21 protein-coding genes are annotated in these 25,972 nt (G+C 38.1%); 13 read left to right on the plus strand and 8 right to left on the minus strand.

Annotated elements, in window-relative coordinates; genetic code table 11:
- Positions 1–20 precede the first annotated feature (20 nt).
- Positions 21–2,183, minus strand: coding sequence for a polyribonucleotide nucleotidyltransferase (gene pnp / locus QUE35_RS08640; protein ID WP_022599953.1), 2,163 nt, complete (start codon positions 2,181–2,183; stop codon positions 21–23).
- A 214-nt stretch (positions 2,184–2,397) separates the two neighbouring features.
- On the opposite strand from pnp, the gene QUE35_RS08645 reads away from it, so the two are divergent.
- From QUE35_RS08645 to QUE35_RS08665, 5 genes are all read left to right on the plus strand, one after another.
- On the plus strand, positions 2,398–3,528 hold the full coding sequence (locus QUE35_RS08645) for a TlpA disulfide reductase family protein (RefSeq protein ID WP_022599955.1): 1,131 nt from the start codon (positions 2,398–2,400) through the stop codon (positions 3,526–3,528).
- A 198-nt stretch (positions 3,529–3,726) separates the two neighbouring features.
- Complete coding sequence (gene greA / locus QUE35_RS08650) at positions 3,727–4,197, plus strand: transcription elongation factor GreA (protein WP_009318245.1); 471 nt, start codon at positions 3,727–3,729, stop codon at positions 4,195–4,197.
- A gap of 137 nt (positions 4,198–4,334) precedes the next feature.
- Complete coding sequence (locus QUE35_RS08655) at positions 4,335–4,730, plus strand: HIT family protein (protein ID WP_009318246.1); 396 nt, start codon at positions 4,335–4,337, stop codon at positions 4,728–4,730.
- Between the two features lie 233 nt (positions 4,731–4,963).
- The gene (locus QUE35_RS08660) at positions 4,964–5,539 is read left to right on the plus strand and encodes a DNA-3-methyladenine glycosylase I (RefSeq protein WP_009318247.1); all 576 of its coding nucleotides are present in this window, start codon (positions 4,964–4,966) and stop codon (positions 5,537–5,539) included.
- A gap of 57 nt (positions 5,540–5,596) precedes the next feature.
- Positions 5,597–6,775, plus strand: coding sequence for a DUF418 domain-containing protein (locus QUE35_RS08665; RefSeq protein ID WP_022389882.1), 1,179 nt, complete (start codon positions 5,597–5,599; stop codon positions 6,773–6,775).
- A 144-nt stretch (positions 6,776–6,919) separates the two neighbouring features.
- Here QUE35_RS08665 and QUE35_RS08670 read toward each other — a convergent pair whose 3' ends face one another.
- From QUE35_RS08670 to xerA, 4 genes are all read right to left on the minus strand, one after another.
- Positions 6,920–8,065, minus strand: a complete 1,146-nt coding sequence (locus tag QUE35_RS08670) for an acyltransferase family protein (protein ID WP_022389883.1) — start codon at positions 8,063–8,065, stop codon at positions 6,920–6,922.
- Positions 8,066–8,347: 282 nt separating this feature from the next.
- Positions 8,348–8,911, minus strand: coding sequence for a Crp/Fnr family transcriptional regulator (locus QUE35_RS08675; RefSeq protein ID WP_022389884.1), 564 nt, complete (start codon positions 8,909–8,911; stop codon positions 8,348–8,350).
- Between the two features lie 304 nt (positions 8,912–9,215).
- On the minus strand, positions 9,216–10,898 hold the full coding sequence (locus QUE35_RS08680; RefSeq protein WP_031258149.1) for a tetratricopeptide repeat protein: 1,683 nt from the start codon (positions 10,896–10,898) through the stop codon (positions 9,216–9,218).
- A 415-nt stretch (positions 10,899–11,313) separates the two neighbouring features.
- Positions 11,314–12,225 carry a site-specific tyrosine recombinase/integron integrase gene (xerA, locus tag QUE35_RS08685; protein WP_022599961.1) on the minus strand — a complete coding sequence of 304 codons (912 nt, stop codon included), beginning with the start codon at positions 12,223–12,225 and terminating at the stop codon, positions 11,314–11,316.
- Positions 12,226–12,336: 111 nt separating this feature from the next.
- Between xerA and aroQ the strand changes: the two genes are divergently transcribed.
- From aroQ to QUE35_RS08725, 8 genes are all read left to right on the plus strand, one after another.
- The gene (gene aroQ / locus QUE35_RS08690; RefSeq protein ID WP_022599963.1) at positions 12,337–12,762 is read left to right on the plus strand and encodes a type II 3-dehydroquinate dehydratase; all 426 of its coding nucleotides are present in this window, start codon (positions 12,337–12,339) and stop codon (positions 12,760–12,762) included.
- Positions 12,763–12,798: 36 nt separating this feature from the next.
- Positions 12,799–14,265, plus strand: coding sequence for a pyruvate kinase (gene pyk, locus QUE35_RS08695; protein ID WP_031258150.1), 1,467 nt, complete (start codon positions 12,799–12,801; stop codon positions 14,263–14,265).
- Positions 14,266–14,278: 13 nt separating this feature from the next.
- A complete protein-coding gene (locus tag QUE35_RS08700) occupies positions 14,279–14,908 on the plus strand; it encodes an O-methyltransferase (protein ID WP_009318275.1) in 630 nt (209 codons plus the stop codon).
- Positions 14,909–15,020: 112 nt separating this feature from the next.
- On the plus strand, positions 15,021–15,356 hold the full coding sequence (gene rbfA / locus QUE35_RS08705) for a 30S ribosome-binding factor RbfA (RefSeq protein ID WP_009318277.1): 336 nt from the start codon (positions 15,021–15,023) through the stop codon (positions 15,354–15,356).
- Positions 15,357–15,367: 11 nt separating this feature from the next.
- Positions 15,368–16,597: an FtsX-like permease family protein gene (locus QUE35_RS08710; protein WP_031258151.1), complete on the plus strand. Its 1,230-nt coding sequence runs from the start codon at positions 15,368–15,370 to the stop codon at positions 16,595–16,597.
- A 131-nt stretch (positions 16,598–16,728) separates the two neighbouring features.
- A complete protein-coding gene (locus QUE35_RS08715; RefSeq protein WP_022599969.1) occupies positions 16,729–19,164 on the plus strand; it encodes a glycosyltransferase family protein in 2,436 nt (811 codons plus the stop codon).
- Positions 19,164–19,970, plus strand: coding sequence for a DUF5672 family protein (locus tag QUE35_RS08720; RefSeq protein ID WP_022599971.1), 807 nt, complete (start codon positions 19,164–19,166; stop codon positions 19,968–19,970). The genes QUE35_RS08715 and QUE35_RS08720 overlap by 1 nt, the downstream gene beginning before the upstream one ends.
- Before the next feature lie 220 nt (positions 19,971–20,190).
- Positions 20,191–22,752, plus strand: a complete 2,562-nt coding sequence (locus QUE35_RS08725; protein WP_022599973.1) for a glycoside hydrolase family 84 protein — start codon at positions 20,191–20,193, stop codon at positions 22,750–22,752.
- Between the two features lie 88 nt (positions 22,753–22,840).
- Here the strand turns inward: QUE35_RS08725 and QUE35_RS08730 are convergent, their stop codons facing one another.
- From QUE35_RS08730 to QUE35_RS08740, 3 genes are all read right to left on the minus strand, one after another.
- Entirely contained in the window at positions 22,841–23,830 is a 990-nt protein-coding gene (locus QUE35_RS08730) for a glycosyltransferase family 2 protein (RefSeq protein WP_022599975.1), read from the minus strand.
- Positions 23,831–23,934: 104 nt separating this feature from the next.
- Positions 23,935–25,143, minus strand: coding sequence for a glycosyltransferase family 4 protein (locus tag QUE35_RS08735; protein ID WP_022390628.1), 1,209 nt, complete (start codon positions 25,141–25,143; stop codon positions 23,935–23,937).
- A gap of 132 nt (positions 25,144–25,275) precedes the next feature.
- Positions 25,276–25,923: a ribonuclease H1 domain-containing protein gene (locus QUE35_RS08740; protein ID WP_022599979.1), complete on the minus strand. Its 648-nt coding sequence runs from the start codon at positions 25,921–25,923 to the stop codon at positions 25,276–25,278.
- Between the last annotated feature and the right edge of the window lie 49 nt (positions 25,924–25,972).

Consider the following 25,972-nt stretch of genomic DNA (forward strand, 5'->3'; position numbering starts at 1 on the left):
AAGAATCTTTCTACAAATAATTAATCTTTGTTTTCTTTTTTCGAACGGTCACGTTTGTCTTGACGTTCGGGACGAGGTTGTAATGCTTTCATAGAAAGGCGGAACTTTCCGGTCTTTTTATCGATTTCGATCAACTTAACCGTAACCTCATCTCCTTCTTTAATTCCAGACTGTTCCATCGATTCAATGCGATCCCAGCTTATCTCCGAAATATGCAACAAACCGTCTTTTCCCGGCATAAACTCAATAAATGCACCAAAAGCAAGAATCGATTTTACTTTTCCGGTATAAACTTCCCCTTCTTCGGGAACAGCCACTATACCTTTGATTCTGGACAGAGCCGCATCGATAGACTCCCGGCAAGGTGCAGCAATCTCGATACGTCCGATATTATCCACTTCTTCAATCGTAACAACAGCTCCTGTTGCTTCTTGAATTCCTTGAATAATTTTACCGCCCGGACCTATTACCGCACCGATCATATCTTTCGGAATAGTCAAAGTTTCGATCCGCGGAGCATGAGGTTTCATGTCAGGACGCGGTTCTGGTATCGTTTCAAGAATTTTACCAAGTATATGCATACGACCTTCACGAGCTTGTGCTAAAGCCTTTTCAAGTACTTCATAAGAAAGTCCGTCAACTTTTATATCCATTTGGGTTGCCGTAATACCGTCTTTTGTACCTGTTACCTTAAAGTCCATGTCTCCAAGATGGTCTTCATCTCCAAGTATATCGGACAATATAGCAAATTTCACATTATCTTTATCCGTAATCAATCCCATAGCGATACCGGATACAGGCTTCTTGATTTTAACCCCGGCATCCATCAATGCCAAAGTTCCGGCACAAACCGTTGCCATAGAAGAAGAGCCGTTTGATTCAAGAATATCCGACACGATACGAATCACATAAGGATAGTCTTTAGGGATCATCCGTTTCAATGCACGATTTGCCAAATTACCATGACCGATTTCCCGACGGCCGACTCCTCTTTGCGCTTTAGCCTCACCGGTAGAGAACGGAGGGAAATTATAATGAAGTAAGAAACGCTCACGAGTTTGGTCCAGCACATCGTCAACAATTTTCTCATCCAGTTTAGTACCCAATGTCACTGTTGACAAAGATTGAGTTTCTCCACGTGTAAATACTGCCGATCCGTGAGGTCCTGGAAGATAATCCACCTCACACCAGATAGGACGAATTTGTGTCGTGGTACGACCGTCCAAACGTTTCCCTTCATCCAAAATACACCGACGAACAGCTTCTTTCTCGACATCATGATAATAGCGTTTTACCAAAGCTTCCTTTTCTGCGGCAGCCTCAGCATCCATCCCGGCAAGATACTCGGTTACGATAGCTTCAAAAGCTTCAGAACGAGCATGTTTATTCGCATTACCAGACTGTGCTATAGCATAAGCCTTGTCATAACATTTTTCCCAAACATCCTTACGAAGTTCTTCGTCATTCACTTCATGGCAATAGGTACGTTTTACAGTAGAACCGACAGCTTCCGCCAATTCGATTTGCACCTGACACTGTTTCTTGATAGCTTCATGAGCGACTTTCATCGCTTCGAGCAATTCTGCTTCCGAAACTTCATCCATTTCTCCCTCTACCATCATGATATTTTCCATAGTCGCTCCTACCATAATATCGATATCGGCTTTTTCCAACTCTTCGAATGTAGGATTAATTTTAAATTGTCCGTCGATACGAGCAACACGAACTTCAGAGATAGGACCGTTAAACGGAATATCAGAAACGGCAAGAGCTGCTGATGCTGCCAATCCGGCTAATGCATCGGGCATATCGTGACCGTCAGAAGAAAACATTATTATATTTACGAACGTATCTGCATGATAATTATCAGGGAACAAAGGACGTAATACACGGTCAACCAAACGTGCCGTCAAGATTTCATAATCCGAAGCACGGCCTTCTCTCTTTGTAAAACCTCCCGGGAAACGCCCGTAAGCTGAATATTTCTCTTTATACTCTACTTGTAAGGGCATAAAATCCACCCCTTCGCCGGCTTCCTGTGCCGACACTACGGTAGCCAAAAGCATGGTATTACCCATTCGGACTTCTACTGCCCCGTCAGCTTGTTTAGCCAATTTTCCAGTTTCGATCGTGATGGTTCTTCCATCTCCTAAATCGATCGTTTTCTTAATAGGATTAATCATAAAATTTTTTCTTGTTCACTTTCTTTCCAAATTCATGCAAAGATAATTAAAGTTTAAGTGCAACAAGGTGAAAATGAAAGAAAAATCTTATCGAACACTCTATTTTCACCTTTTATTACAGTAAAATCTCTATTTTGGGTCTTTAAATTTATAAAATGCGGTTTGTTCTATGAAAAAATATATCTTTGCAAAGAGAAAAGCATAAAAATATCTTATGAAAAAGTACCTTTATCTATTAACTGTTATCGTGACCTTTTCGGCTTGCCACCGCAATGATTTTACCGTAACGGGAAATGTTTCGGATGCAGAAGGAAAAACGCTCTATTTCGAAGCTACGCAAATCGACAAAATCGTCACTTTGGATTCTATAAAATTGAAGTCGGACGGAAAGTTCACATTCTATGCCCCGAAAACCGAATTCCCCGAATTTTACAGATTACGCCTCGACAGTTCATATATCCACTTTGCCATAGATTCTACAGAAACCGTCACTTTTCAGACATCCGGCAAATCTTTTACGGATTACTCTGTAGAAGGGTCGGAAGAAAATAAACAAATACAAGAAGTTTCTAAAGCAGGAAGTCTATTAAAAAATGAAGTTGATAAAATTTTAAGTAATACCGGAACTTCGGACAGCATCCGAATAGCAAACGCCAAAAGGTTATTAAACGCTCTCGATCAATACAAAAAAACGACCTTACCTATTATATACGGAAACCCCAAATCAAAAGCCGCTTATTTTGCCATTTTCCAGCAAGTTAACGGAAACATAATTTTCGATCCGTTCGACAAAGAAGACAGTAAAGCCATCCGTGCCGTAGCAAATGCGTACGATGTATATTATAAAGGCTCTCATCGAGCCAAGCAACTTTACAATATGGCCATAGCTTCTCTTCAAGCCGAACGACAACTAAAACAGCCGACTTTGTTAGAACAAGCAAAAGAGGCATCTCTGATAGATATATCGTTGCCTGACATCAAAGGGAAACAACAGAAGTTATCAGATCTGAAAGGAAAAGTTGTTTTACTCGATTTTACAGCTTATCAAACCGATTATTCACCGGAATATAATATCTTACTTGCCAAAATATATAAACAATTCAGAGACAAAGGATTTGAAATTTATCAAGTATCTTTAGACAATAATGAAAATTTCTGGAAAGTATCGGCATCAAATCTTCCATGGATATGCGTACGGGATGAGGCCAGCATCTACTCTACCGTAGCGAACTTATACAATGTAAAAAATCTTCCGAGCGCATTTCTTATCGACAGGACAGGTGCAATACAAAAACGGATAGCTTCAATAGAATCAATTTCAGGAGAGATTCAAAAACTCCTATAAAGAATAGTTCTAAAATAAAAGTTTTATTCAGAGAAAGTTAGAAAGATTGTCGTTTTTATTTGGAAAGTAAAAAAAAGAACTTATCTTTGCAATAGAGAACACACAAAAAGGAGTTCCGGCTTAACAGCGGGAATTCTTTTTTGTTTTATAACACAGAAGACAAAACAATTAAAAATTAAACTATAGGAGATCAAAATTATGGCTATTGTTTATATGACCGAAGAAGGTTATAAAAAAATGCTTGAAGAGATTACTTTTCTCGAAACTGTAAAAAGGCCTGAAATATCAAGGCAAATCGCGGAAGCTCGTGATAAAGGCGACCTCTCGGAAAATGCGGAATATGATGCGGCAAAAGAGGCGCAAGGTCTATTGGAAATGAAAATCGCCCAATTAAAAGATAAAGTCGCAAATGCACGCATGATCGATGACACAAAACTGAACACTCATACCGTACAGATACTGAATAAGGTAAAAATAAAGAACACAAAAAATAACGCGGTTATGCAATATATGCTCGTATCGGAAAGCGAAGCAAATTTGAAAGAAGGAAAGATTGCCGTAAGCACACCGATAGGGAAAGGATTACTTGGAAAAAAAGTAGGAGATATTGCAGAAATACAAGTTCCATCAGGAATTATGACATTCGAAATTATCGATATATCGATTTAAAATGGAACGACACCTCGGGTTTGATGCCCGGACGGTGTCGTTCTTGCTATACAGACTGCCCCTGCGTACATATCCTATAGTTTACCGTACGTTGCGGGCAGTTTTTCAAAAAATACTTAATTCAAATAAATATAACTATGCCAACTATTTTCAGTCGTATCGTAGCAGGTGAGATTCCATGTTACAAAATTGCCGAAGACGAGAAATATTTTGCATTTCTCGATATCAATCCTTTAGCAGAAGGTCATACATTAGTCATTCCCAAGGCAGAAGGAGATTACATATTCGACATGTCAGACGAAGATTATTCAGGACTGACCTTATTTGCAAAGAAAGTTGCCAAGGCTATCGAAAAAGCGATTCCCTGTAAACGTGTAGGAGTAGCCGTTATGGGATTGGAAGTCCCGCATACCCACATTCATCTAATCCCTATTAACAAGGAAACAGACATGTACTTCTCAAAGGAGAAGTTAAAAGTATCTTCTGAAAAAATGGAAAAAATAGCAGCTTCTATCGCTTCAAAAATAAAATAGTCCGTTTAAACGGAAATTTGCATTCGAATCACGCAATCATTCAAAAAAGCATTACCAATATATACAAGAAGCTAACCCAATTGAAAAAGCCGGTTTCATCTCATAACAAACCGGCTTTTTTACTTTCCAATATAGCAAACCCACAATTTTTTTATAAATTCACATCGTCACTCTCAAAGGTCATATACTAATAACATCAGACTAACAATAATAGAATTTTATACATCAAGATAATGAAAGACATAATAAATACACGCTGTGGCTGGGCAGGAACAGATGAGCTATATATAAAATATCATGACGAAGAATGGGGCAGGCTTGTTACCGATGATAAAACATTATTTGAATTTCTGGTTCTTGAAAGTGCCCAAGCCGGATTGGCATGGATTACCATTCTCAGAAAACGAGAAGGATACAAAAAAGCTTTTCATCACTTTGACGTAGAACAAGTTGCACGCATGACTTCAGAAGACATAGAACAACTAATGCAATTTGACGGCATTATACGAAACCGTCTAAAAATCAAATCTACAATTACAAATGCAAAACTTTTTCTCACCATACAGAAAGAGTTCGGGAGCTTTTATAATTATATATTATCATTCTTCCCTGATAAAAAACCGATAATTAACAAATTCAAGTCATTAAGTGAAATACCCGTGTCGTCTCCCGAATCTGATGCAATGAGCAAAGACATGAAAAAACGGGGATTCAAATTCTTCGGAACTACTATTTGCTACGCTTATCTACAAGCGACAGGATTCATCAACGATCACCTGACAGACTGTATTTGTCGAAAAAATAAATAAAGATGATACAAATAAAATTTCAATTCGCATAATATTAAAATTACCGACAAATCATACATGGAACAGCTCATCAACAAAAATTCTCGTATTGAAGTCGTAGATGCTCTACGAGGATTTGCAGTAATGGCAATCATCTTGGTTCATAATCTGGAACATTTCATTTTTCCGGTTTATCCGACCGACTCGCCAAACTGGTTGAATATCTTAGATCAAGGTATATTCAACGGAATTTTTTCTCTTTTTGCGGGAAAAGCCTATGCCATCTTCGCTCTTTTGTTCGGATTTACATTCTACATACAAACCAACAATCAAAGAAAACGGGGTAAAGATTTCGGCTATCGTTTCCTCTGGCGTTTAATATTGTTAGTCGGTTTCGCAACATTAAATGCAGCCTTTTTCCCGGCAGGAGATGTCTTACTGTTATTCGTAGTGACAGGACCGATATTATTTTTTACACGAAATTGGAGTAACAAAGCCATTATCATAACCTCTGTCATTTTTCTGTTGCAACCCATCGAATGGTATCATTATATCGCCAATCTGATAAACCCGACACACCGGTTGCCTAACCTCAAAGTAGGCGAAATGTATGCAGAAGTAGCAGAATATATAAAAGGCGGAAATTTTTGGGATTTCATCTTAGGAAACATCACATTAGGACAAAAAGCCAGTTTGTTATGGGCCATAAACGCAGGACGCTTTTTCCAAACAGCAGGATTATTTCTATTAGGTTTCTATATCGGCAAAAAGCAACTTTTCGTTTCTTCCGAAAAAAATCTCCATTTCTGGGTAAAGATACTGATTGTCTCCGCTATTGCATTTGCACCTTTATATACATTGAAAGATCTTATTATGGACAATACTCCAATCATACGACAAACAGCAGGAACGGCATTTGACATGTGGCAAAAATTAGCCTTTACTCTGGTCTTGGTAGCATCTTTCATACTTCTTTACCAAAACAAGAAGTTTCATAATAGGGTCAACAATTTATGTTTTTATGGTAGAATGAGCCTTACCAATTACATCGCCCAATCTATAATAGGAGCAATTATTTATTTTCCATTTGGCTTGTACCTCGCACCATATTGCGGATATACAGTTAGTTTATTAATCGGATTTTTTACATTCCTATTGCAAGTAAAGTTCTGCAAATGGTGGTTGTCGAAACATAAACAAGGGCCATTAGAACTTATTTGGCACAAATGGACTTGGTTGGGCGTAAATAAGCAATAACGGATAAACTAGAGAAGCAACATCAAGAACTATATTGCCAAAGCGAACCAAATGCCTGTTTAAAATTTCTTGCATCGTAGCATTGAGAAAAATGCAAAAAGAGCAGCTCGATTTTATCCAGTCGTTATCCTAAAAAAACAATCGTTATTTTTTAGATAAAAATCTCTTGCTCAACCATCTTCTTATAGGCTCGTCATATAACTTCAGGCAAAGATACGCGAGCAAAATATTTCCGAAAAAAAGTAACAAAACTACCGGCCACACTTGCCCAAATGTCAGATCATTATTCCACACCCATGCATAAAAAAGGTACATAAAAGGATAATGAACAATATACACAGGGTAAGATATATCTCCAAAAAACTTACATATTTTTAATGTCCATTTATCTGTTGTTTTACCAGATGCTCCCCAATAGACCAATAACGGAAAAAGCAAAATAGCACACACCGAATCATAAATACCATTTATCCACGAAAATTCTTTATTACCGACATACGGGACAGAGAGTAATACGGCAATCACCAAACTACAAATCCAGAAAGCGCCTCTGATTTTAACTGGTTTGAAGACTCGAGACATAAGCAAACCTGCGGAAAACGAAAACATCAAACGTAAAAAACCTCCGATCAGATTATAATCCAGAAGTGTCCAACCTACTCCTAAATGTCCATAACCCGAAAGGCCGGAGATCGCAAATGCAGCTAATCCGATTCCGGACAATGAAACAAGCAAAGCAAGTGACTTGGTAGACAATCGACGAATAAATAAAGCATACAGGATATTTCCTATATACTCAAAAAACAAAGACCAGCTCGGACCATTTAAAGGATACATCTCTCCATTTCCCCGAACTTCTACCTTCGAACCGGGTATTGCTGGGATAAGAAAAAGATTGAGTAGCATAGCAAGCATTAACACTGATAAAGAGACTTGCGAGCCATCCCATTTTTCGCTACCTTGTATATAAAATGTACAAGCTCCTAAAATAGCCCCCATAACAACCATCGGATGCAGACGAATCAACCGGCGTTTCACAAAATCCTTCACTGTCATTGTCATCTTCCAACGATCGTCATAAGCATATCCTATAACGAACCCCGACAGAATAAAAAAGAAATCGACAGCTAAATATCCATGATTAAATTTCTGATCTATGGGACTTGTTGCAAAAGCTTCAAAAACATGATACCATATCACCAAAAGAGCTGCGACACCCCTTAATCCATCAAGAAGTTCATAATGAGGTTTTGAATCTGAAAATGCAGAAGAAGATAATGTTTTTTGCATATATATTTAGAATTTAAGTTTTACTTAGAGCCTGTATAAACTTTCCGACAAAAAATATTGTCAGGTCATTTTTGTGTTTTCTTCTGATCTTTTTTCCTGTTTTCACTTGTCAGATAGCCCACTATCAACCTCGTAAACACAGAAAAACATCCTCAAAAGAAACTCTCAAGCCTGGCCCGAATAAAATTCAGACAGGCTCTTTGGCTCTGACAATCAGAGTTCAAAATTACGATATTTATATCGTATTTCGATTGTCCTACATCAAATTCGCCTTCTTAAATATCATTTTTGGGCTCTAAGTCGACTCAATGTCGGGAGAGTTATACCCAAATAAGAAGCGACATACCCCAATTGTACCCGCTGGTATATATGAGGAAATTGACGCTTGAATTCTTCATACCGCTCTTTTGCAGACAATGTAAGACGATCTTTGTGCGAACGATGTAAACGTCGATACTCATTTTGATGAATAATCCTACCCCAATTAGCCAATTCTATATTGGTCCGAAAAAGATGCAACAAATCATCCAATGATATTTTATAGGTCACGACATTCTCAAGAGTCTCCACAAACTCTTCACTCATTCTATTATAATAAAGTTCATCCATACTGAATACAATACCTCCTTCGCAAGAAAAAGACGTGGTTATCTCTTCCCCGTTCACCAACCAAAAAGAACGGGTCGCTCCTTCTTCAATAAAATAAGCGAACTTACAGAAACTATCAGCTTTTATCAACTGAAATCTTTTAGGGAAACGGCATAATTCCACATGTTTCTTCAAAATACATATGGTATCGTCAGAAATAGGATACAAAGATCTCATCTGATTGATTACATTTTTCATAAATACTTAATACAAGGTAAACAAAGAGATATTATTCAATAGACAAAAATAAACAAAATGTCTGTTAATCATTTCAGAAAAAAGATAACATAAATTTTGTCTGAAAAACAAGAGGCCTTTTATACCATATTTTCTGCCGAACATTCGCCATCTGCCTACAGTAAATCCCGAATTGTTTGAAATCTTTAAACTCTTGAATAACTTTTATCCATTAACATCTTGAACAAAAAGTAATACGACTTCAAATAAAAAAGAGTACCCGAATATTCGGGTACTCTTCTTGTTTAATAAGAAAACACTCTTTTTATTTCGTCAAAGAAGAAATATCATATTTTGCAAATTCAATATCTGCAGCAGCAAAAGCCTTCATCTGATTATCCAAACTGATAGCTTTTTGCAGATTTTCCTTAACCATCTTTTCGTTGTTTGTACGAGCACCTACAACAGCCAACAGATAAAGAGTCGTAGCGTCTTTTCCGTTGTTGATAGAAGACAATGTATTCTTAGCTTTGTTATAATCTTTAGTCAAGATCTGTGCAATAGCAGCATTGTTGCTCTTTGTATCGCCGAATGCTTTAACAGCTTTCTGATATTCACCTTTCTTCAAATAAAGAACACCGGTAGCTTCTTTCAATTCATCGATACCTGCAGCATTACCGAATTCTTGAGCTGCTTTATTATAATCATTCTTAGCCAAGCTGATCAAACCTAGGTTCATTTGAACTTCCGGAGCTTTCGGATCGATCTTAGCAGCTTTCTTGAACCAGTTTTCTGCTTCAGCTACATTTTGTTTCTGATAATAAGCCATACCTACATTGTTATAAGCACGGTAATCGTTCGGATAAATTTCTGCAGCTTTTTTATAGATAGCGATCTTGTCATCTTTAGAATCGGTCAACGTACCGGCATATAATAATTCATCCAATGTCAAAGATTTAGGATCAGAAGCTGCGAGCTTACTGATTTCAGCATCTGATTTACCGATAATATCAATACTTGCCGTGATTCTTGAATAACGCAATTGAGGAAGAATTTCATCAGCCAATACTTTAAATGTACTTGACATATTCTTTATCTCTTTTTCACGTTGTTCGGGATCTGAATACATAGAAAGAACACGAAGGATAAGGTCTTTGTCCTGAATATTCGATTTTTCAACCAATTCTTTGAAACCTTCCCAGTCTTGAGCTGTAAACTCAGCAGTCATATCAGTTTCGATATTGCCTTTTTTCAACTGTTCGTTCATATATTTCACCGTATTCTTTTCACGGTTTTCAGCCAATTTGGTATTCAATTCAACACCACCATCGGGAGATGCATAAGAAGAAATATTGATTCCTTTAAGTTCTTTATTTGCAGCGCTGGCAGCATTAGCCACTTCGTTGTGGAATTCTTTCATCTGATCAGTAGATAACTGATTTGCACGGATATTAGCTTGTTGAATCAAGAACAAAATATCTGCTTTACGGCTTTCGTTGATAATGCGTTGGAATTTATCTGCTGCAAGTGCAGGTTTTACAGTAGCTGCATTGCTGATTTCGGCTGTAGCCAACACTCCTTCTGCAACTTTTACACGAGGTAAATCATAAGATTTAGAACCTTTTTGTACTTTAAAAGCAAGATATAAATCAGATTTTCTCATTTGAGGAATATAATCAAATGAAGCCTTCATTGTGATATTTCCACCTAATTTATAAGAAATAGTCTGATTATTTCCTTTCACTTTTTCTCCTTGATAAGTATATGAAGCAGCTGCAGTCTCGCCTCCTTCATAAACCAAATAAGGAGTAACGGTAACCGTAACTTTCTTTTTGAAATACTTTTCAGGGAATTTTCCTGTAATCGTTGCGGCAACCTTTCCGCCTACAACTTCAAGTGGAGAGGGAGTTACGGTAAAGTAATCTGCCGATAATCCACCCATTTTTTTACATCCTACAAAGGCCACTAAAACAGCCAATAATAAGGGTAAATAGAGTTTTTTATTCATAACTAATTGTTTAATTGGGTTATACTTCTTCTTAATATTCACAAAAGTAACACTAATTTTTAATTTAACATCCTATTATGCAAAAAAATAGGAACAAACTGTTTCTGACATCATATAAGACATCAAATTATCGAGACAAATATAGTTAAATTTCTGACAATCGAATACTGAAAATAATAATTTTTTTAGTATAAAAGTCAGATAATCCGCCCTCAATCTCGCCTTTTTCTTGTTTTTGTATTTTTTGCGTAAAAAAAACTGTCTTTTTAACACAATATTTCAGAAATCGTTCAATACCCATACAGATCTAAAAAAAATCTGAAGATACTTTGCAACTTCGGGAAAAGACTACAACACATCTGTAGAGAAATAAAAACAGAGCAGAAAAAGATTCAAACAGATTCTCAAACGAGACTTATGTCCGAAACTTCATATTTCTCGGATGATGATTTAAAATTTCACTTTTTATAAATTCCTTATCCAGATGAACATAAATCTCTGTCGTAGTAATACTCTCATGTCCCAACATCTGTTGAATGGCACGTAGATTAGCTCCTCCCTCAAGAAGATGGGTAGCAAAAGAATGCCGTAGGGTATGAGGACTGATTTTTTTATGAATGCCGCAAATCTCACATTGATTGCGAATAACATAAAAAATCATGACTCTGGATAAACGTCCCCCCCGACGGTTCAAAAAAAGAATATCCTCATCACCTTTCTTTACATTTAATAACATCCGATCTTTCTTATATTTTTCAATTTCATGCAATGCAATCCTCGAAATAGGAACAAGTCTCTGTTTATCGCCTTTTCCTTCAACAATTATAAACTCTTCCTTTTCATAAATCCGGGACATTTTTAAATTTATCAATTCCGACACTCGCAAACCGCAACCATACAAAACCTCTATAATTGCCTTGTTACGCTGACTTTCAGGCAATGACATATCGAAAGAGTCAACCATGCGATTTACTTCCTCAACACTTAACACCTCCGGAAGATGAAGTCCGATTTTAGGACCTTCTATCGACTCGACAGGATTAACGCTGATATAATCCTCTAAACACAAAAATTTATAAAACGATTTTAATCCGGACAATATGCGGGCTTGTGATCTGGGATGTATTCCTATATCCTGTAACCCGCATATAAATTGTTGAATATCGACTTTCTGAAGTATTTCCCGGGTCAAATTCTCAGTACCTATATACAATAATAATTTATACACATCATTTCGATAACCCTCGACCGTATTTTGAGAAAGCCCTCTTTCAAGCTTTAAATAACTCAGATATTTTTTCATTAAATCTCTCTCGGTAAGTATCATCTTATTTACGAACTAAATATTCGATTTTTTTATTTACTTTTGCAACATCTTACCGAAGGATTGAAAACATCGAAATCTTCGGATAAGACAAAGGTATAAAAAAGATTCTTTATGAATATACTTATCATTAACGGACCCAACCTGAACCTTCTTGGAAAACGGGAAAAAAGCGTTTACGGAGAAAATTCTTTCGAAAGCTATCTGGAATTTTTACGGAACAAATACTCGGAACACCAATTGGTTTATTTTCAGTCCAACATTGAAGGTGAATTAATCAATACTTTGCATCAATACGGGTTTGGGGATACTGATGGCATTGTTCTCAATGCCGGAGCCTATACACATACTTCCATAGCCATCTCAGATGCCATACGTGCAATTAATGTTCCTGTGATAGAAGTACACATTTCCAACATACATGCACGAGAGGCTTACCGCCACACCTCTATGATTGCGGCCGCATGCAAAGGCTCAATAGCAGGTTTCGGCATGGATTCATACAGACTGGCTATCGAAGCATTAATCAGTAATAAATAAATACTCTCAGATTGTTATATTAGTTATATAGATCAAATTATGTCAAAACAAACTAAGATTGTTGCCACAGTTTCAGATAAACGTTGCGACGTTGAATTCGTTCGGGATCTTTTCGAAAACGGAATGAACGTTGTTCGTATGAATTCAGCCCATTTGGATGCTGAAGGATTCAATAAAATTATAACGAATGTAAGAGCCGTCTCGAATACGATCGCCATTCTTATGGATACGAAAGGACCGGAGATGCGGACCACAGCGATTGCTGACGACGGACGCATCAACTTTTCGACCGGAGACTATGTAAAAATGAGTGGTAATCCTAATCAACTGACGACTAAAGAGCATATATGCATCTCTTATCCGAATTTCGTCAAAGATCTTTCGGTCGGCAGTTTAGTTTTGATCGATGATGGAGAAATAGAATTCAAAGTTATAGAAAAACACGACGACTTTTTACTTTGTATTGCAGAAAATGAAGGAGAACTGGGATCAAGAAAAAGCGTTAACGTACCGGGTGTCCGCATCAATCTTCCGGCTCTAACCGAAAAAGACCGTAAAAACATTTTATATGCTATCGAGCACAATATCGATTTTATCGCACACTCCTTTGTACGCAATAAGCAAGACGTCCTCGATATACAAGAGATACTCGATGCGCATAACAGCAGCATAAAAATCATTGCGAAAATAGAAAATCAGGAAGGTGTCGACAATATCGATGAAATACTTGAAGTCGCTTATGGCGTGATGATCGCCCGCGGAGACTTAGGAATCGAAGTTCCCCAAGAAAAAATACCAGGAATACAACGCATTCTTATCAAGAAATGCGTACAAGCCAAAAAGCCGGTTATCGTAGCGACACAAATGTTACACTCGATGATCAAAAATCCCCGTCCTACACGGGCAGAAGTAACAGATATCGCTAATGCCATCTATTACCGTACCGATGCCTTGATGCTTAGCGGAGAAACCGCATACGGTAAATATCCGGTAGAGGCTATCGCTACAATGTCGAAAGTAGCGGAAGAAGCCGAAAAAACAAAACTATCGGATAACGATATCCAAGTATCGACAGAAGAAGACAAGGAAGATATTACGGCATTTCTTGCCAAACAAGCCGTACGCTCATCGATAAAACTCGGTGTAAAAGCAATCGTTACCGACAGTTATACCGGACGTACAGCTCGAAATATCGCTGCATACAGAGGGAAATATCCTGTTCTTGCCGTTTGTTACCGAGAATCGACAATGCGAGAGTTAGCTCTGTCTTATGGAGTAATTGCCGTATATCAACCAGAAACAAATACCTCCAGAGAATATCTTCATAACGGACTGAAACTGATGATCGACCGCGGCTGGATAACCAGAGACGACCTAATAGCATATATCGGAGGCGCTTTCGGAGAAGGAGGTGGCAGTACATTCCTTGAGATCGACCCGGTAGGAAAAGTATTGGATTGTTACAACAGTTACTTACTCCCGAACTTAGAAGATCTGCGATAAGAGCATCGGAAACATGGAAGAACTGCTGGAAGAATACATCCTGAGCCATATCGACGAAGAAGGTGAATATCTGAAACGACTGAATAGGGATACTCACGTAAATCTATTACGTCCGCGTATGCTGTCGGGGCATTTACAGGGACGCATTCTTAAAATGCTCTGCCGGATGATTCGTCCCGACAAAATTCTCGAATTGGGGACGTTTACAGGTTATTCCGCTTTATGCATGGCAGAAGGACTAAATCCCGGAGGCGTACTTCACACAATTGAAATGGATGACGAATTGGAAGATTTCACCCGGCCTTATCTGGAGCAATCGCCTTATAAAGAAAATATACGCTTCCATATAGGAGATGCAATAAAAGTCGTACCGACTCTTGATGAAACATTCGATCTGGTATTCATCGACGCCGACAAACGCCACTATTGCGAATATTATGATCTCGTATTCGACAAAGTACGTCCGGGAGGATTTATTTTAGCGGACAATACTTTATGGGACGGTAAAATAATCGACCCGCAAGCCAGAGACGGACAAACCGTCGGAATTCGGAAATTTAATGATCTGATAGCTTCGGACACCCGTGTGGAAAAAGTAATCATACCACTACGTGACGGGCTAACCTTAATCTGGAAAAAATAAATTTCTTATATCCGGGTCACATTTCGCGAAAAGTTCGTATATTGAACTGTCGTAACATTGCGATCCGGATTTTTTCAAAAAAATCCCGGATCAAAAATAAAATATTCAAATTATGGAAACTACAAGACAAAGTAAAATAAGCCGTCTGATTCAAAAAGACCTAAGTGACATTTTTCAAAACGAAACCCGTAAAACTCATGGTACACTCATCTCAGTAAGCGTTGTACGCGTAAGTCCCGATTTAAGCATAGCTAAAGCATATTTAAGTATTTTTCCTCCGGAAAAATCACAAGAAATTCTTGAATCGATACAAAACAATGCACGATCGATACGTTATGAACTCGCACAACGGGTTCGATTCCAACTACGCAAGACACCCGAACTGATGTTCTTTTTGGACGACTCTCTCGACTATATCGAAAATATCGATACGTTATTGAATAAATAAACAAAGATGCGATGAGTCTTTCCCTGAAAATAGCGATCCGGTATCTTTTTTCAAAAAAATCTCATAGTGCGATCAATATTATATCCATGGTATCTATATGCGGTGTTGCCGTAACTACCATGGCATTGATTTGTACATTATCGGTCTATAACGGGTTTCAAGATCTTATAGCCTCTCTATATTCCTCTCTCGATCCGCAAATAAAAGTCATACCGGCCACGGGAAAGACTCTATCGCTGCAAGACCCTTCGATAAAATCTCTTGCAGAATGGCAAGAAATAGACGCAATCGCTCCGGTAATAGAAGAGAACGCCTTATTGATATACCGGAACCGACAAATGCCGGTATTATTAAAAGGAGTACCGGACAACTATTCTCAAGTAAGCAATATCGATAGCATATTATTAGACGGGAATTTTTTTTTAAAAGATTCCGTTGCCAATTATGCAACCATAGGAGTCGGAGTAGCAAATCGTTTGGAGGTGGGAGCACATTACGTATATCCTCTTTCTGTTTATACTCCTAAACGCAAAGCAAAAGTAAATTTAGCAAATCCCTCGAATGCATTTAATGAAGACCGGATGTTCGCGACAGCCGTATTCAGTGTAAATCAACCTGAATATGACGATCAAATGGTTATTGTTCCGTTAGACATGGCAGCCAAACTGTTCGACTATCCTCAACAAGCTTCCGCATTGGAAATAAAGCTAAAACCCAAAACTAACGAAAAGCACGTTATTGCTTCGTTATCGGAACATCTGGGAAAAGATTATCTTGTCAAAGACCGCATGATGCAGCAAGAGACCTCTTTCAGAATGATGCAAATAGAAAAATGGATGACATTTCTGATACTGGCTTTTATTCTTATGATCGCCACATTCAACGTTATAGGATCTCTTTCGATGCTGATCATAGACAAGCAAAACGATATTAAGACTTTGCAAAATTTAGGAGCTGATGAAAAGCTTATTTCCAGAATATTCTTAACCGAAGGGTGGCTTATTTCGGCAATCGGAGCCGGGACAGGACTCATCGCCGGAATATTTTTATGTTGGCTACAACAAGAATACGGATTACTCCGATTAGGTCAAACCTCTGGAGCATTCATCGTAGATGCTTATCCTGTACGTCTTTTGTGGAGCGATGCACTTGCCGTACTGGCAATTGTCACGTTATTAGGACTACCCGCAGCGTGGTATCCGGTAAAATATTTGCGTAACAAATGGTTAAGAACAGAATAAAAAATCCTCATAAAAATTAAACCGCCCCTAATAACCGGTATTTAATATTTTGGATTTGGCAAAAGAAGAAAAGCCGATTTCTTATTTTTTTCTATACATTTGCAACAGAATAATAAAGAAAATTTTTTGTCATGTGTAAAATAAACTTCAAGAAAACTCTTCCGTATATCGGTTCTATTCTGTTTATGATTATTCTCTCCTATATTTATTTTTCTCCGGATATTTTAGAGGGGAAAGTGTTATTTCAAGGAGATACTCAACAAGGAATCGCAATCGGTCAGGAAGGAAAAGCTTTCCGTGAAGCAACCGGAGAAACGACACGTTGGACCAATTCGCTTTTTTCAGGAATGCCTAATTTCCAAATTTCACCCAGTTATGCCAATAATTACTGGATGGGACAAATCGGAAGAATATATCACCTCGGACTACAATCTCCGGCATCACTCGTATTCATTATGATGTTAGGTTTTTTCATCCTATTATCGGCAATGAAAATCCGGTGGTATCTTGCATTGGTGGGAGCAATTGCCTACGCCTTTTCTTCTTATTTCTTTATTATCATAGGAGCCGGACACATCTGGAAATTCATCACTCTGGCATATATACCGCCGACAATCGCCGGTATAATACTGGCCTATCGCGGTAAATACATCGGAGGTGCTGCATTAATCGGATTCTTCGGAATGATGCAGATCACATCAAACCACATTCAAATGAGTTACTATTTCATGTTCTTTATAGCCGCTTTAGTTATTGCCTACTTTTTCGATTTCAAAAAAAGACATGAACTTCCACAATATTTTAAGGCCACCGGAGTAATTACTTGTGCCGGATTACTGGCTATTGGAGCGAATATTCCGAGTCTTTATAATACTTATGAGTATTCTAAAGAAACGATGCGCGGACAAGCGGAACTCACAAATGCCAATGAAAAAATATCAGCTAAAAGCGGACTGGATACCGAATATATAACTCATTGGAGTTACGGAATAGGAGAAACTTGGTCATTATTGATTCCGAACGTAAAAGGGGGAGCAACCGGAGCTATCGCAAAAAATACCGAAGCTATGCAAAAAGCAGATCCTTCAGTACGGGAGTATGTAGCTCAAATCGGGAATCATTATTGGGGAGATCAACCCGGAACGGCAGGTCCGGTATATGTCGGAGCATTCGTCATGTTACTCTTCATATTGGGTTGTTTTATCGTTAAAGGTCCTTTGAAATGGGCAATACTGGCAGCAACAATATTAACGGTGCTCTTGTCATGGGGAAAGAACTTCTTACCGCTAACCGAATTTTTTATCGAATACTTCCCGATGTATAACAAATTCAGGACAGTATCAAGTATTCTTGTGGTAGCAGAGTTTTGTATTCCCTTATTAGCGATTTTAGCACTGAAAGAAATAATCACAAATCCCCGTATCCTCATCGAGAAAAAAAGAGAAAGTATCATCTCCTTTGCTCTAACCGGAGGTATATCTCTTTTATTCTTCCTTTTCCCCGGATTGTTCTTTAATTTCCTGAGTGCGGAAGAACAGGTGTTTATGGGCGAACACATGGAATACCGAGATGTGTTCTACAACCTCGAATTGGTAAGGGAATCTATTTTTACAGATGATGCATTACGCAGTTTCTTGTTCATATTGGCAGGCTCTATCGTTTTGTTCTTATTTGCCAAAGGTAAAATCAACAAAACAACTCTGGTCGCATTATGCGGCATTATTATTCTTGCCGACATGTACCCGGTAAACAAGCGTTATTTGAACAGCGAAAACTTCGTATCGGCAAAAAAATTGAAAGACCCCTTCCCCATAACAGAAATAGACAAGCAAATACTCGCCGATCCTGATCCGAATTATCGAGTGTACAATCTTCTGTATGATCCATTTAACGATGCCATCACCTCTTACAGACATAAATCTATCGGAGGTTATCATGCTGCAAAATTGCGGAGATATGATGACTTGATCAAGTACCAGCTCAGTAAAAACAACCCGCATGTGATAAACATGCTCAATACAAAATATTTTATCCTTCCCGGAGAAAACGGTGCTGCACCTCAAGTAGTACAAAATCCTGAAGCTGCGGGCAATGCATGGTTTGTATCCGAAATTAAATGGGTAGAAAATGCCGAACAGGAAATGAAAGCGTTAGACGATTTTAATGAAAAGAAAACAGTGATCGCCGATCGCCATTTCGCAGACAAAATAAAAACAAATATCTCTGCTCCTGCTGCAGGCGATACGATTTTTCTGACATCTTACAAACCCAATGAATTAAAATATAAATCTCATACATCAAAAAATAATTTCGCAGTATTCTCCGAAATTTATTTCCCTTGGGGATGGCATATTTCCATAGACGGAGAACCGGTCGAAATGGCACGAGTAAATTATGTATTACGGGGATTGGATATTCCATCGGGAGATCATGAAATCATTTTCCGTTTCGATCCTCAATCAATACACATCACGGTAGGAATTGCATTCGTATGTATCGGACTGATTCTTATTTTAGGTATTATTGCTATTTATACCAATTGCAGAACTAAGAAAGTGCAGAAATAATGGTTGATCCGGATTTAGTAAAAGTAATCATACCAATCTATACAACGGAATTATCCGACACCGAATGGATATCATTAGATCGATGTTTCGATATATTAAAACGTTACAGCATATGTTTCGTGATTCCGGACGGTTTAGATATGACCGTAATAGAGAAACGATATGGCAAAAGAGAAACATACTCTTTTGACAAATCATATTTTAAAGGGTTAAAAGGGTATAACCGGTTAATGCTCTCTTCTGAATTTTACAAAACATTTTTAGATACCAAATATATACTCATACATCAAACCGATGCATTCGTATTCAGAGACGAACTTGAACAATGGTGCAGTCACAATTTCGATTATATAGGCGCACCATGGATTCCTAAACGTAAATATACACGATGGTATTATCATTTGTTTTTTAAACTGAAAAAAGGCTATAACAAACTATTCAATGCATCGGATTATACAGAACTTTTTTATAAAGTCGGCAATGGAGGTTTTTCTTTACGCAAAGTATCCGCCTTCTTTGAAATAGCCCAAAATGAACGACCGATAATAGAAAAATACATATCTCAATGTAACCATAACCGATTCAACGAAGATGTATTCTGGGGAGTAGAAGTAAACCGGAAAGAACATAAGCTCAGAATTCCCTCATGGAGAGAAGCCATCGCTTTTGCATTCGACAAATTACCGGAAGAGGCATTTCAGATACACGGGCACCAACTTCCTTTCGGATGTCATGGGTGGAACAAACCGGCAATGCTTCCTTTTTGGAGCCCGATCATCGAAAAATTAATATATTCCCGGAAATAAAAAATATTTAAAGAGCTGTCTAAATTTTCCAACAAAAAACAAACTGGCAAGAGATTCAAAAAAATCCGAATACATAAATTTTACCGGAAAACTCAGACAGTCTTTCAATCAATATATATTTTTTAATAGCTTTTTTGATTTGAAACAATTTTTATTTCGATAAGATACAATATATTTGTAACGTTTATTAAGTGTAAATACTTAAATACTAATACTAAAAATGACAAATTATAAAAAGACATTATTTGCAGGAATTGCAGGCGTACTCATGTGCAGTAATCTGTATGCACAAGAAACAAATTTCGATTTATCCTCACAACGTTCAGAAAAACAAGATGTATTACCTGTTCCGGGGAGAAAAATAGATCATCAAGGGTTAGTCATCAATCCGACTCCACAAAAGCTGAGTTTCATAGGAAATGAGAAACTGGATATTTCTCAAGGATTTATCTTGAAAGATAAACAGAAAAAATTTACAAACGACTTAAATTTTGTCATATTCAATAAAAATGGAGCAAAACTGATCGTTGACTTCGGGAAAAAAGTAGCTGAAAAACAAAAAGTAAAGGATGTATCCGGAGCTTATGCCCTGAATATTCATAAAAACGGCATATCCATTACCGGATATGATGAACGGGGAGCATTTTACGGCATCCAGACTTTACGTCAATTATTGGAAAGCCCGATTGCCGTAAACAAGCAATTGCCTTATCTGGAAATCAACGATTATCCCAACCTGCCGAATCGCGGAGTGGTCGAAGGCTTTTACGGAACTCCATGGTCTCACGAAGTAAGAATGTCTCTTATCGACTTTTACGGAAAGTTCAAAATGAACACTTACTTATACGGACCGAAAGACGACCCTTATCACAGTTGTCCCAATTGGCGTCTTCCCTATCCTGAAAAAGAGGCAAAAAACATTAAACAACTGATCGAAGCCAGCAAACGGAATCGTGTAGATTTTGTTTGGGCAATACATCCGGGACAAGATATTAAATGGAATGAAGAAGACTACAAAAATCTGGTCAATAAATTCAATTGGATGTACGATCTCGGAGTACGCCACTTTGCAATTTTTTTCGATGATATTTCGGGGGAGGGAACTAATCCGTCGAAACAAACCGAACTATTGAACCGGTTAACGGATGATTTTGTAAAAGTCAAAGGTGACGTATCTCCACTCACTGTCTGCCCGACCGACTACTCCAAACTTTGGGCAGATCCTACGGAAAAAGGCAGCCTCGCTATTTACGGTAAAACTCTCTATCCTGATATAAAAGTTTTCTGGACGGGAGATGTTGTTTGCAGCGACCTGACTAAAGAAACACTGGATTTTATAAATTCCCGTATTAAACGGCCGGCTTATTATTGGTGGAACTACCCTGTAACAGACTATGTGCGCAATATTCTCTTACAAGGTCCGGTATACGGCCTGGATACATCGCTCACAAAAAAAGAAGTCTGCGGAATTGTCAGTAATCCGATGGAACACGGAGAAGCTTCGAAATTGGCTTTATATGGGGTCGCAGATTATACATGGAACATTGCTGCCTACAACGCTTTAGATAATTGGGAAAGAGGCTTAAACGAACTGATGCCGAATGCCCGGGATGCTTATCGCACCTTTGCCATTCACTCTTGCGATACAGAAACAGGTTATCGTCGGGATGAATCATGGGAAACAACCACTTTCAGGCTTGCAAACTGGACGGATGAAGCTGCCCGAAATTTAGAGAGGGAATTTGAAAAAATAGAAAACGTACCTGCTGAAATAGACAAAGGTTGCACCAACCAGAACCTGATGAAAGAGCTTCACCCATGGTTAACGGAGTTCGGGAAATTAGGAACAAGAGGAAAACGTGCAGTAGAACTAACTCGCATCTATCGTACCGGACAGAATGATACACTATTCTGGAACAAATACATACAAAATCTAATGAGCAAGGAAGACCGAAAAAATTACGAAGCTCATAAATCCGGAACAATGAAACTTCAGCCATTTTATGAAAACGCAATGGATGATATGGCCCACGAATTTTTGAAACATCTTACCGGAGAGATACCGATGGATTATAAAGGTATCGGTTCGTTCGGGAACTCCAGTACCACACAAACCAAACTGATGCTCGACAATGATACCACGACTTATTACACTTCTGGTATTGCACAGAAAGCAGGAGACTGGATCGGTGTCGATTTGAGAACAATACGAGAAGTTTCAGAAATATCCATCCTACAAGGGAGAAATTCGATCGATGATGTAGACTATTTCGACCATGCTGTCCTTGAATATTCCGAAAACGGGAATAATTGGAAAGCCTTAACAGGAGAGTTAGAGAAACAATATGTTATTCATTGGAACGGTGATCCTGTAAAAGCCCGTTATGTACGGTTGAAACGCCTTGATTCTAAACGGACCAACTATGCCTCGGTACGTTCATTCGAGGTAAATCCTCTACATGCAGAAAATCTGGGATTCAAATTAGAAACAGAAGACCGGCAACAAGCTCTCTACGCATTTGACCGTAATCTCGGCACATCTTTTGAGTGTAGCGAATCTATAGTTTTTGAAGTAGAGAAAGGCATAAAAAGCTATATCTTGTTAACAAATCGTTTATCAACTCCTCTCAAATGTAAACAATTAGATGCAAAAGGCAATTTGGTCTCTGAAACAATCCTCGATTCACCGTTCTCCAAAATACTGTTAGAAAATAAGAACGTAGAAAAAATAAGGATAGAAGGTACTGCAGAAATATTCGAGATTATAGCAGAAAAAGAATAAAAGCTAATCTAAATTGAAAGCCGTTTCAGCTAATGAATCTAATGCTGAAACGGCTTTTATATTTTCTGACCGGGCAGATCCAATCCCATCAAAAAAGAGGTTTCCCCGTCTTTCGGATATAACGTTTATTCCTCCAATAATAACGATTCAAAAAATTAGGATAAAAAGAATAAATCAAGATACGAAGACGTTTCCCCGGAGCAAAATAAGGGATATATTTCTCATATTTTTTATAAATAGAATAATTAAGCCCTCCGGCCGCCCGTTGTTTTTTAAGATGCCGTTTCCCGAAAAGACGTGTTTTTTTACCATGAAAAGCTATACAATAGCGTTTCGCCTCCATCGAAAGATTATCCGGTAAAGAAAGAATCAGTTCAGTCCACGCACCTCCGAAAATTTCCATAACCCGACCCGGGTTCCAACTATTTCCTTTCGGCAGCATACTGCCGTGTATTAAATCCAAACCGCTCCATACCGCTGTAAATTTATCAAGACGGGCAAGAGAATCGAATACGACTCCCAAATGCAAGAAATGTGTATTTCTATATTTCTCGAAATTTCCCATCTGAATAATCTTTTGGGAAAATATAGTAGAAGAGAGCAAAGTCATATGCCAGCCTAAATCATGTAACAGATCGCTTGCATCAGTATAAACCTTAGGAGGAAAAGAGGAGAGTGCCCGATGCACCTCATCGACAATATAAATATCCGGCATTTGTTCGGAAAGAGTTTTCACTATTGCCGGAAAATTCTGTGCCTGCAATCTGTTTCCGTCTCCTATTACCCAGCAATACGGTGTTTTCGCTAATTTCAACGCCGTTTCGAAATTAATATCATATCCCTTATTCTCATCTTGTCCGAAATATTCTAAACGATCATATAACCCCTGATAAGCCTCAACGACCTTACGGGTATTGTCGGGCGAACAGTTATCGACAACGATCAAACGGAAATTATACGGTCTTATTTTCGGAATAATATCTTCTAAAGCTTCACAAACATTTACAACCCGATTATAAGTCGGCATACACAATGTCAGCAATTCAGATGGATCTATTACCTCCGGTTTGTTATCCATATTATTATACGATATTATTTTGCGACAAAGATAATAAATCCCTGTCAAATCTTATTTGAATATACACAATAGTTAGAAAAGAAGAATTTTCAACAAGAATTTGTTTATAAAGGCCTCTTTGACCAATTCATTCGATAGTCTTCAACCTGAATATCCTGCTGACTAATCGTTGCAGATTCAGTTCCTTCAAAACATTTCAAATAAACCTTACTCATCGAATCTGCCAAAATATTTTCCTGAAAACGCTGCAAATAGATATTTCCAGAAGCAATCATCTTTTCACGCAAAGCAGGATCTTCCAATATCCGGTTCATCGCTTCAGCCATTCCGGAAACATCATCCGGATCGACATATAAAGAATCTTTTCCTCCGGCTTCCTCCAAGCAAGATCCGGTAGCCGCAATAACCGGAAGCTGAGAATGCATAGCTTCTATAATAGGTATTCCGAACCCTTCGAAACGCGAAGGGTATACAAATAAAGTGGCCAACTGATAAACTGCCGGGAGATCTTTATGCGGAAGATCATGAATCAAATGAACCCGATCTCCAAGATTATTTTCAGCCACATAATCCATTATTTTATTCACATAAGGAGTTTTACGCCCGATAGCAACCAAATGCACATCGGAAGGAATGTCTTTTAAAGCCTGAACCGCCAGCATAAGATTTTTGCGTTCTTCTATACTCCCGACATTCAAAATAAATTTTTCCGGTAGATCATATTTTACTCTTACTTCCGACTTACGGGACTCGCTCACCCGAACCGAATACTGCGGGTCACAACCTTGATATACGACATCTATCTTCTCTTCAGGAATATGATAAAAATGCATAATATCCCGTTTCGTACATTCACTGATCGCAACAATACGGTCTGCAACCTGACAAGCATACCGGAACTTAAAATTATATATCTTACGGTCTATGGGTTTATAATATTCGGGATAACGTAGGAATATAAGATCATGTATAGTTACCACGCTTTTGATTCCCGTCTTATGTATTCCTATCGGCAATTCATTACTTAATCCATGATATAACTGTATACCGTTCCGTACAAGGTCTTTTTTAATAAACCAAGTACGCCACAAAGAAGAAAAACGCTTCATCGTAGTAGATTGGGGAAACGACGAACGGACGTTATTATGATGCAACAATTTATCGAACGAACTGTTCTTTTTTTCTTTCGGGACAAATAACCGGTAATTATTGCTTTGATGATAAGTTGCTAATATATCTACCATATACCGGCTATAATTTCCCAAGCCGGTATGATTTGCCATCGCCCGCTTTGCATCTAACCCAATAATCATACTATTCCGATTTATACGTTTTCTTTTCGTTTTACTTTTTCTGAATTTCATTTTCATAAAATGAAATAAAACAGACATCTATACAGAAAGACGTATCTTCTCCATAATATGCTGCATGGATTAAAGAAACTTTTATTTTCTTCCAAAATCGGCAGGAATCTCCCCCCATTCTTTAGTTTCCCATTTTACCAGCCGATTTGGATATGTGTTTTCAGCCAACCATTTTTCGGCCCGCGCTATCAACTCGAATATTTTTGTATTTTTTTCTGTTCGGACAAGTTTTGTTTTACATTTCTTATCTCGTACCCAAGCCATGGCATTCCGGCTGTCAGAGCAAATTGTCATTGAACTATTCTGTTGTTTTAATAAGGCCAAACCATGCACTAAGGCTAAAAACTCCCCCACATTATTAGTCCCGTCTTCAAAAGGACCTTGCCGAAAAATTTCTTTCCCGGTACGGACACTAACTCCACGATATTCCATGATACCGGGATTTCCCAGACAAGAAGCATCTACAGCCAATGAATCTTTCAGATACTCGGGAACAGCATCCAAATTCACCGTATGACTTTTCTTCATCACATCGGCCAATTGTCCCAGTATTCCCAAATGTTCATCGTATCCTGCCCGAAATGCCTTTATTGCAGCATCTTTGGTCGGAAAACTTTTATATTTAGCTCCTTTATAATTTTTTACCTGCAATTGACACTCCTCCCAAGAATCATAAATTCCCGGAGCTAGACCTTCCCACACGACATAATATTTGAACTTATTCCCCATATATGGAATGTTAAAAAATCATTTTACACAAAAATAGATATATTTATTG

It is taken from the genome of Coprobacter fastidiosus (assembly GCF_030296935.1).
Taxonomy (GTDB): Bacteria; Bacteroidota; Bacteroidia; order Bacteroidales; family Coprobacteraceae; genus Coprobacter; species Coprobacter fastidiosus.

Excerpts from the sequence above, each read along its gene's own strand:
- QUE35_RS08645 (WP_022599955.1), top strand. The coding sequence starts at position 2,398 with ATGAAAAAGTACCTTTATCTATTAACTGTTATCGTGACCTTTTCGGCT.
- QUE35_RS08700 (WP_009318275.1), top strand. The coding sequence starts at position 14,279 with ATGGAAGAACTGCTGGAAGAATACATCCTGAGCCATATCGACGAAGAA.
- QUE35_RS08720 (WP_022599971.1), top strand. The coding sequence starts at position 19,164 with ATGGTTGATCCGGATTTAGTAAAAGTAATCATACCAATCTATACAACG.
- QUE35_RS08665 (WP_022389882.1), top strand. The coding sequence starts at position 5,597 with ATGGAACAGCTCATCAACAAAAATTCTCGTATTGAAGTCGTAGATGCT.
- QUE35_RS08710 (WP_031258151.1), top strand. The coding sequence starts at position 15,368 with ATGAGTCTTTCCCTGAAAATAGCGATCCGGTATCTTTTTTCAAAAAAA.
- QUE35_RS08715 (WP_022599969.1), top strand. The coding sequence starts at position 16,729 with ATGTGTAAAATAAACTTCAAGAAAACTCTTCCGTATATCGGTTCTATT.
- QUE35_RS08725 (WP_022599973.1), top strand. The coding sequence starts at position 20,191 with ATGACAAATTATAAAAAGACATTATTTGCAGGAATTGCAGGCGTACTC.
- QUE35_RS08660 (WP_009318247.1), top strand. The coding sequence starts at position 4,964 with ATGAAAGACATAATAAATACACGCTGTGGCTGGGCAGGAACAGATGAG.
- xerA (WP_022599961.1), bottom strand. The coding sequence starts at position 12,225 with ATGATACTTACCGAGAGAGATTTAATGAAAAAATATCTGAGTTATTTA.
- QUE35_RS08655 (WP_009318246.1), top strand. The coding sequence starts at position 4,335 with ATGCCAACTATTTTCAGTCGTATCGTAGCAGGTGAGATTCCATGTTAC.
- QUE35_RS08680 (WP_031258149.1), bottom strand. The coding sequence starts at position 10,898 with ATGAATAAAAAACTCTATTTACCCTTATTATTGGCTGTTTTAGTGGCC.
- pnp (WP_022599953.1), bottom strand. The coding sequence starts at position 2,183 with ATGATTAATCCTATTAAGAAAACGATCGATTTAGGAGATGGAAGAACC.
- aroQ (WP_022599963.1), top strand. The coding sequence starts at position 12,337 with ATGAATATACTTATCATTAACGGACCCAACCTGAACCTTCTTGGAAAA.
- QUE35_RS08730 (WP_022599975.1), bottom strand. The coding sequence starts at position 23,830 with ATGGATAACAAACCGGAGGTAATAGATCCATCTGAATTGCTGACATTG.
- QUE35_RS08675 (WP_022389884.1), bottom strand. The coding sequence starts at position 8,911 with ATGAAAAATGTAATCAATCAGATGAGATCTTTGTATCCTATTTCTGAC.
- QUE35_RS08735 (WP_022390628.1), bottom strand. The coding sequence starts at position 25,143 with ATGATTATTGGGTTAGATGCAAAGCGGGCGATGGCAAATCATACCGGC.
- rbfA (WP_009318277.1), top strand. The coding sequence starts at position 15,021 with ATGGAAACTACAAGACAAAGTAAAATAAGCCGTCTGATTCAAAAAGAC.
- QUE35_RS08670 (WP_022389883.1), bottom strand. The coding sequence starts at position 8,065 with ATGCAAAAAACATTATCTTCTTCTGCATTTTCAGATTCAAAACCTCAT.
- greA (WP_009318245.1), top strand. The coding sequence starts at position 3,727 with ATGGCTATTGTTTATATGACCGAAGAAGGTTATAAAAAAATGCTTGAA.
- QUE35_RS08740 (WP_022599979.1), bottom strand. The coding sequence starts at position 25,923 with ATGGGGAATAAGTTCAAATATTATGTCGTGTGGGAAGGTCTAGCTCCG.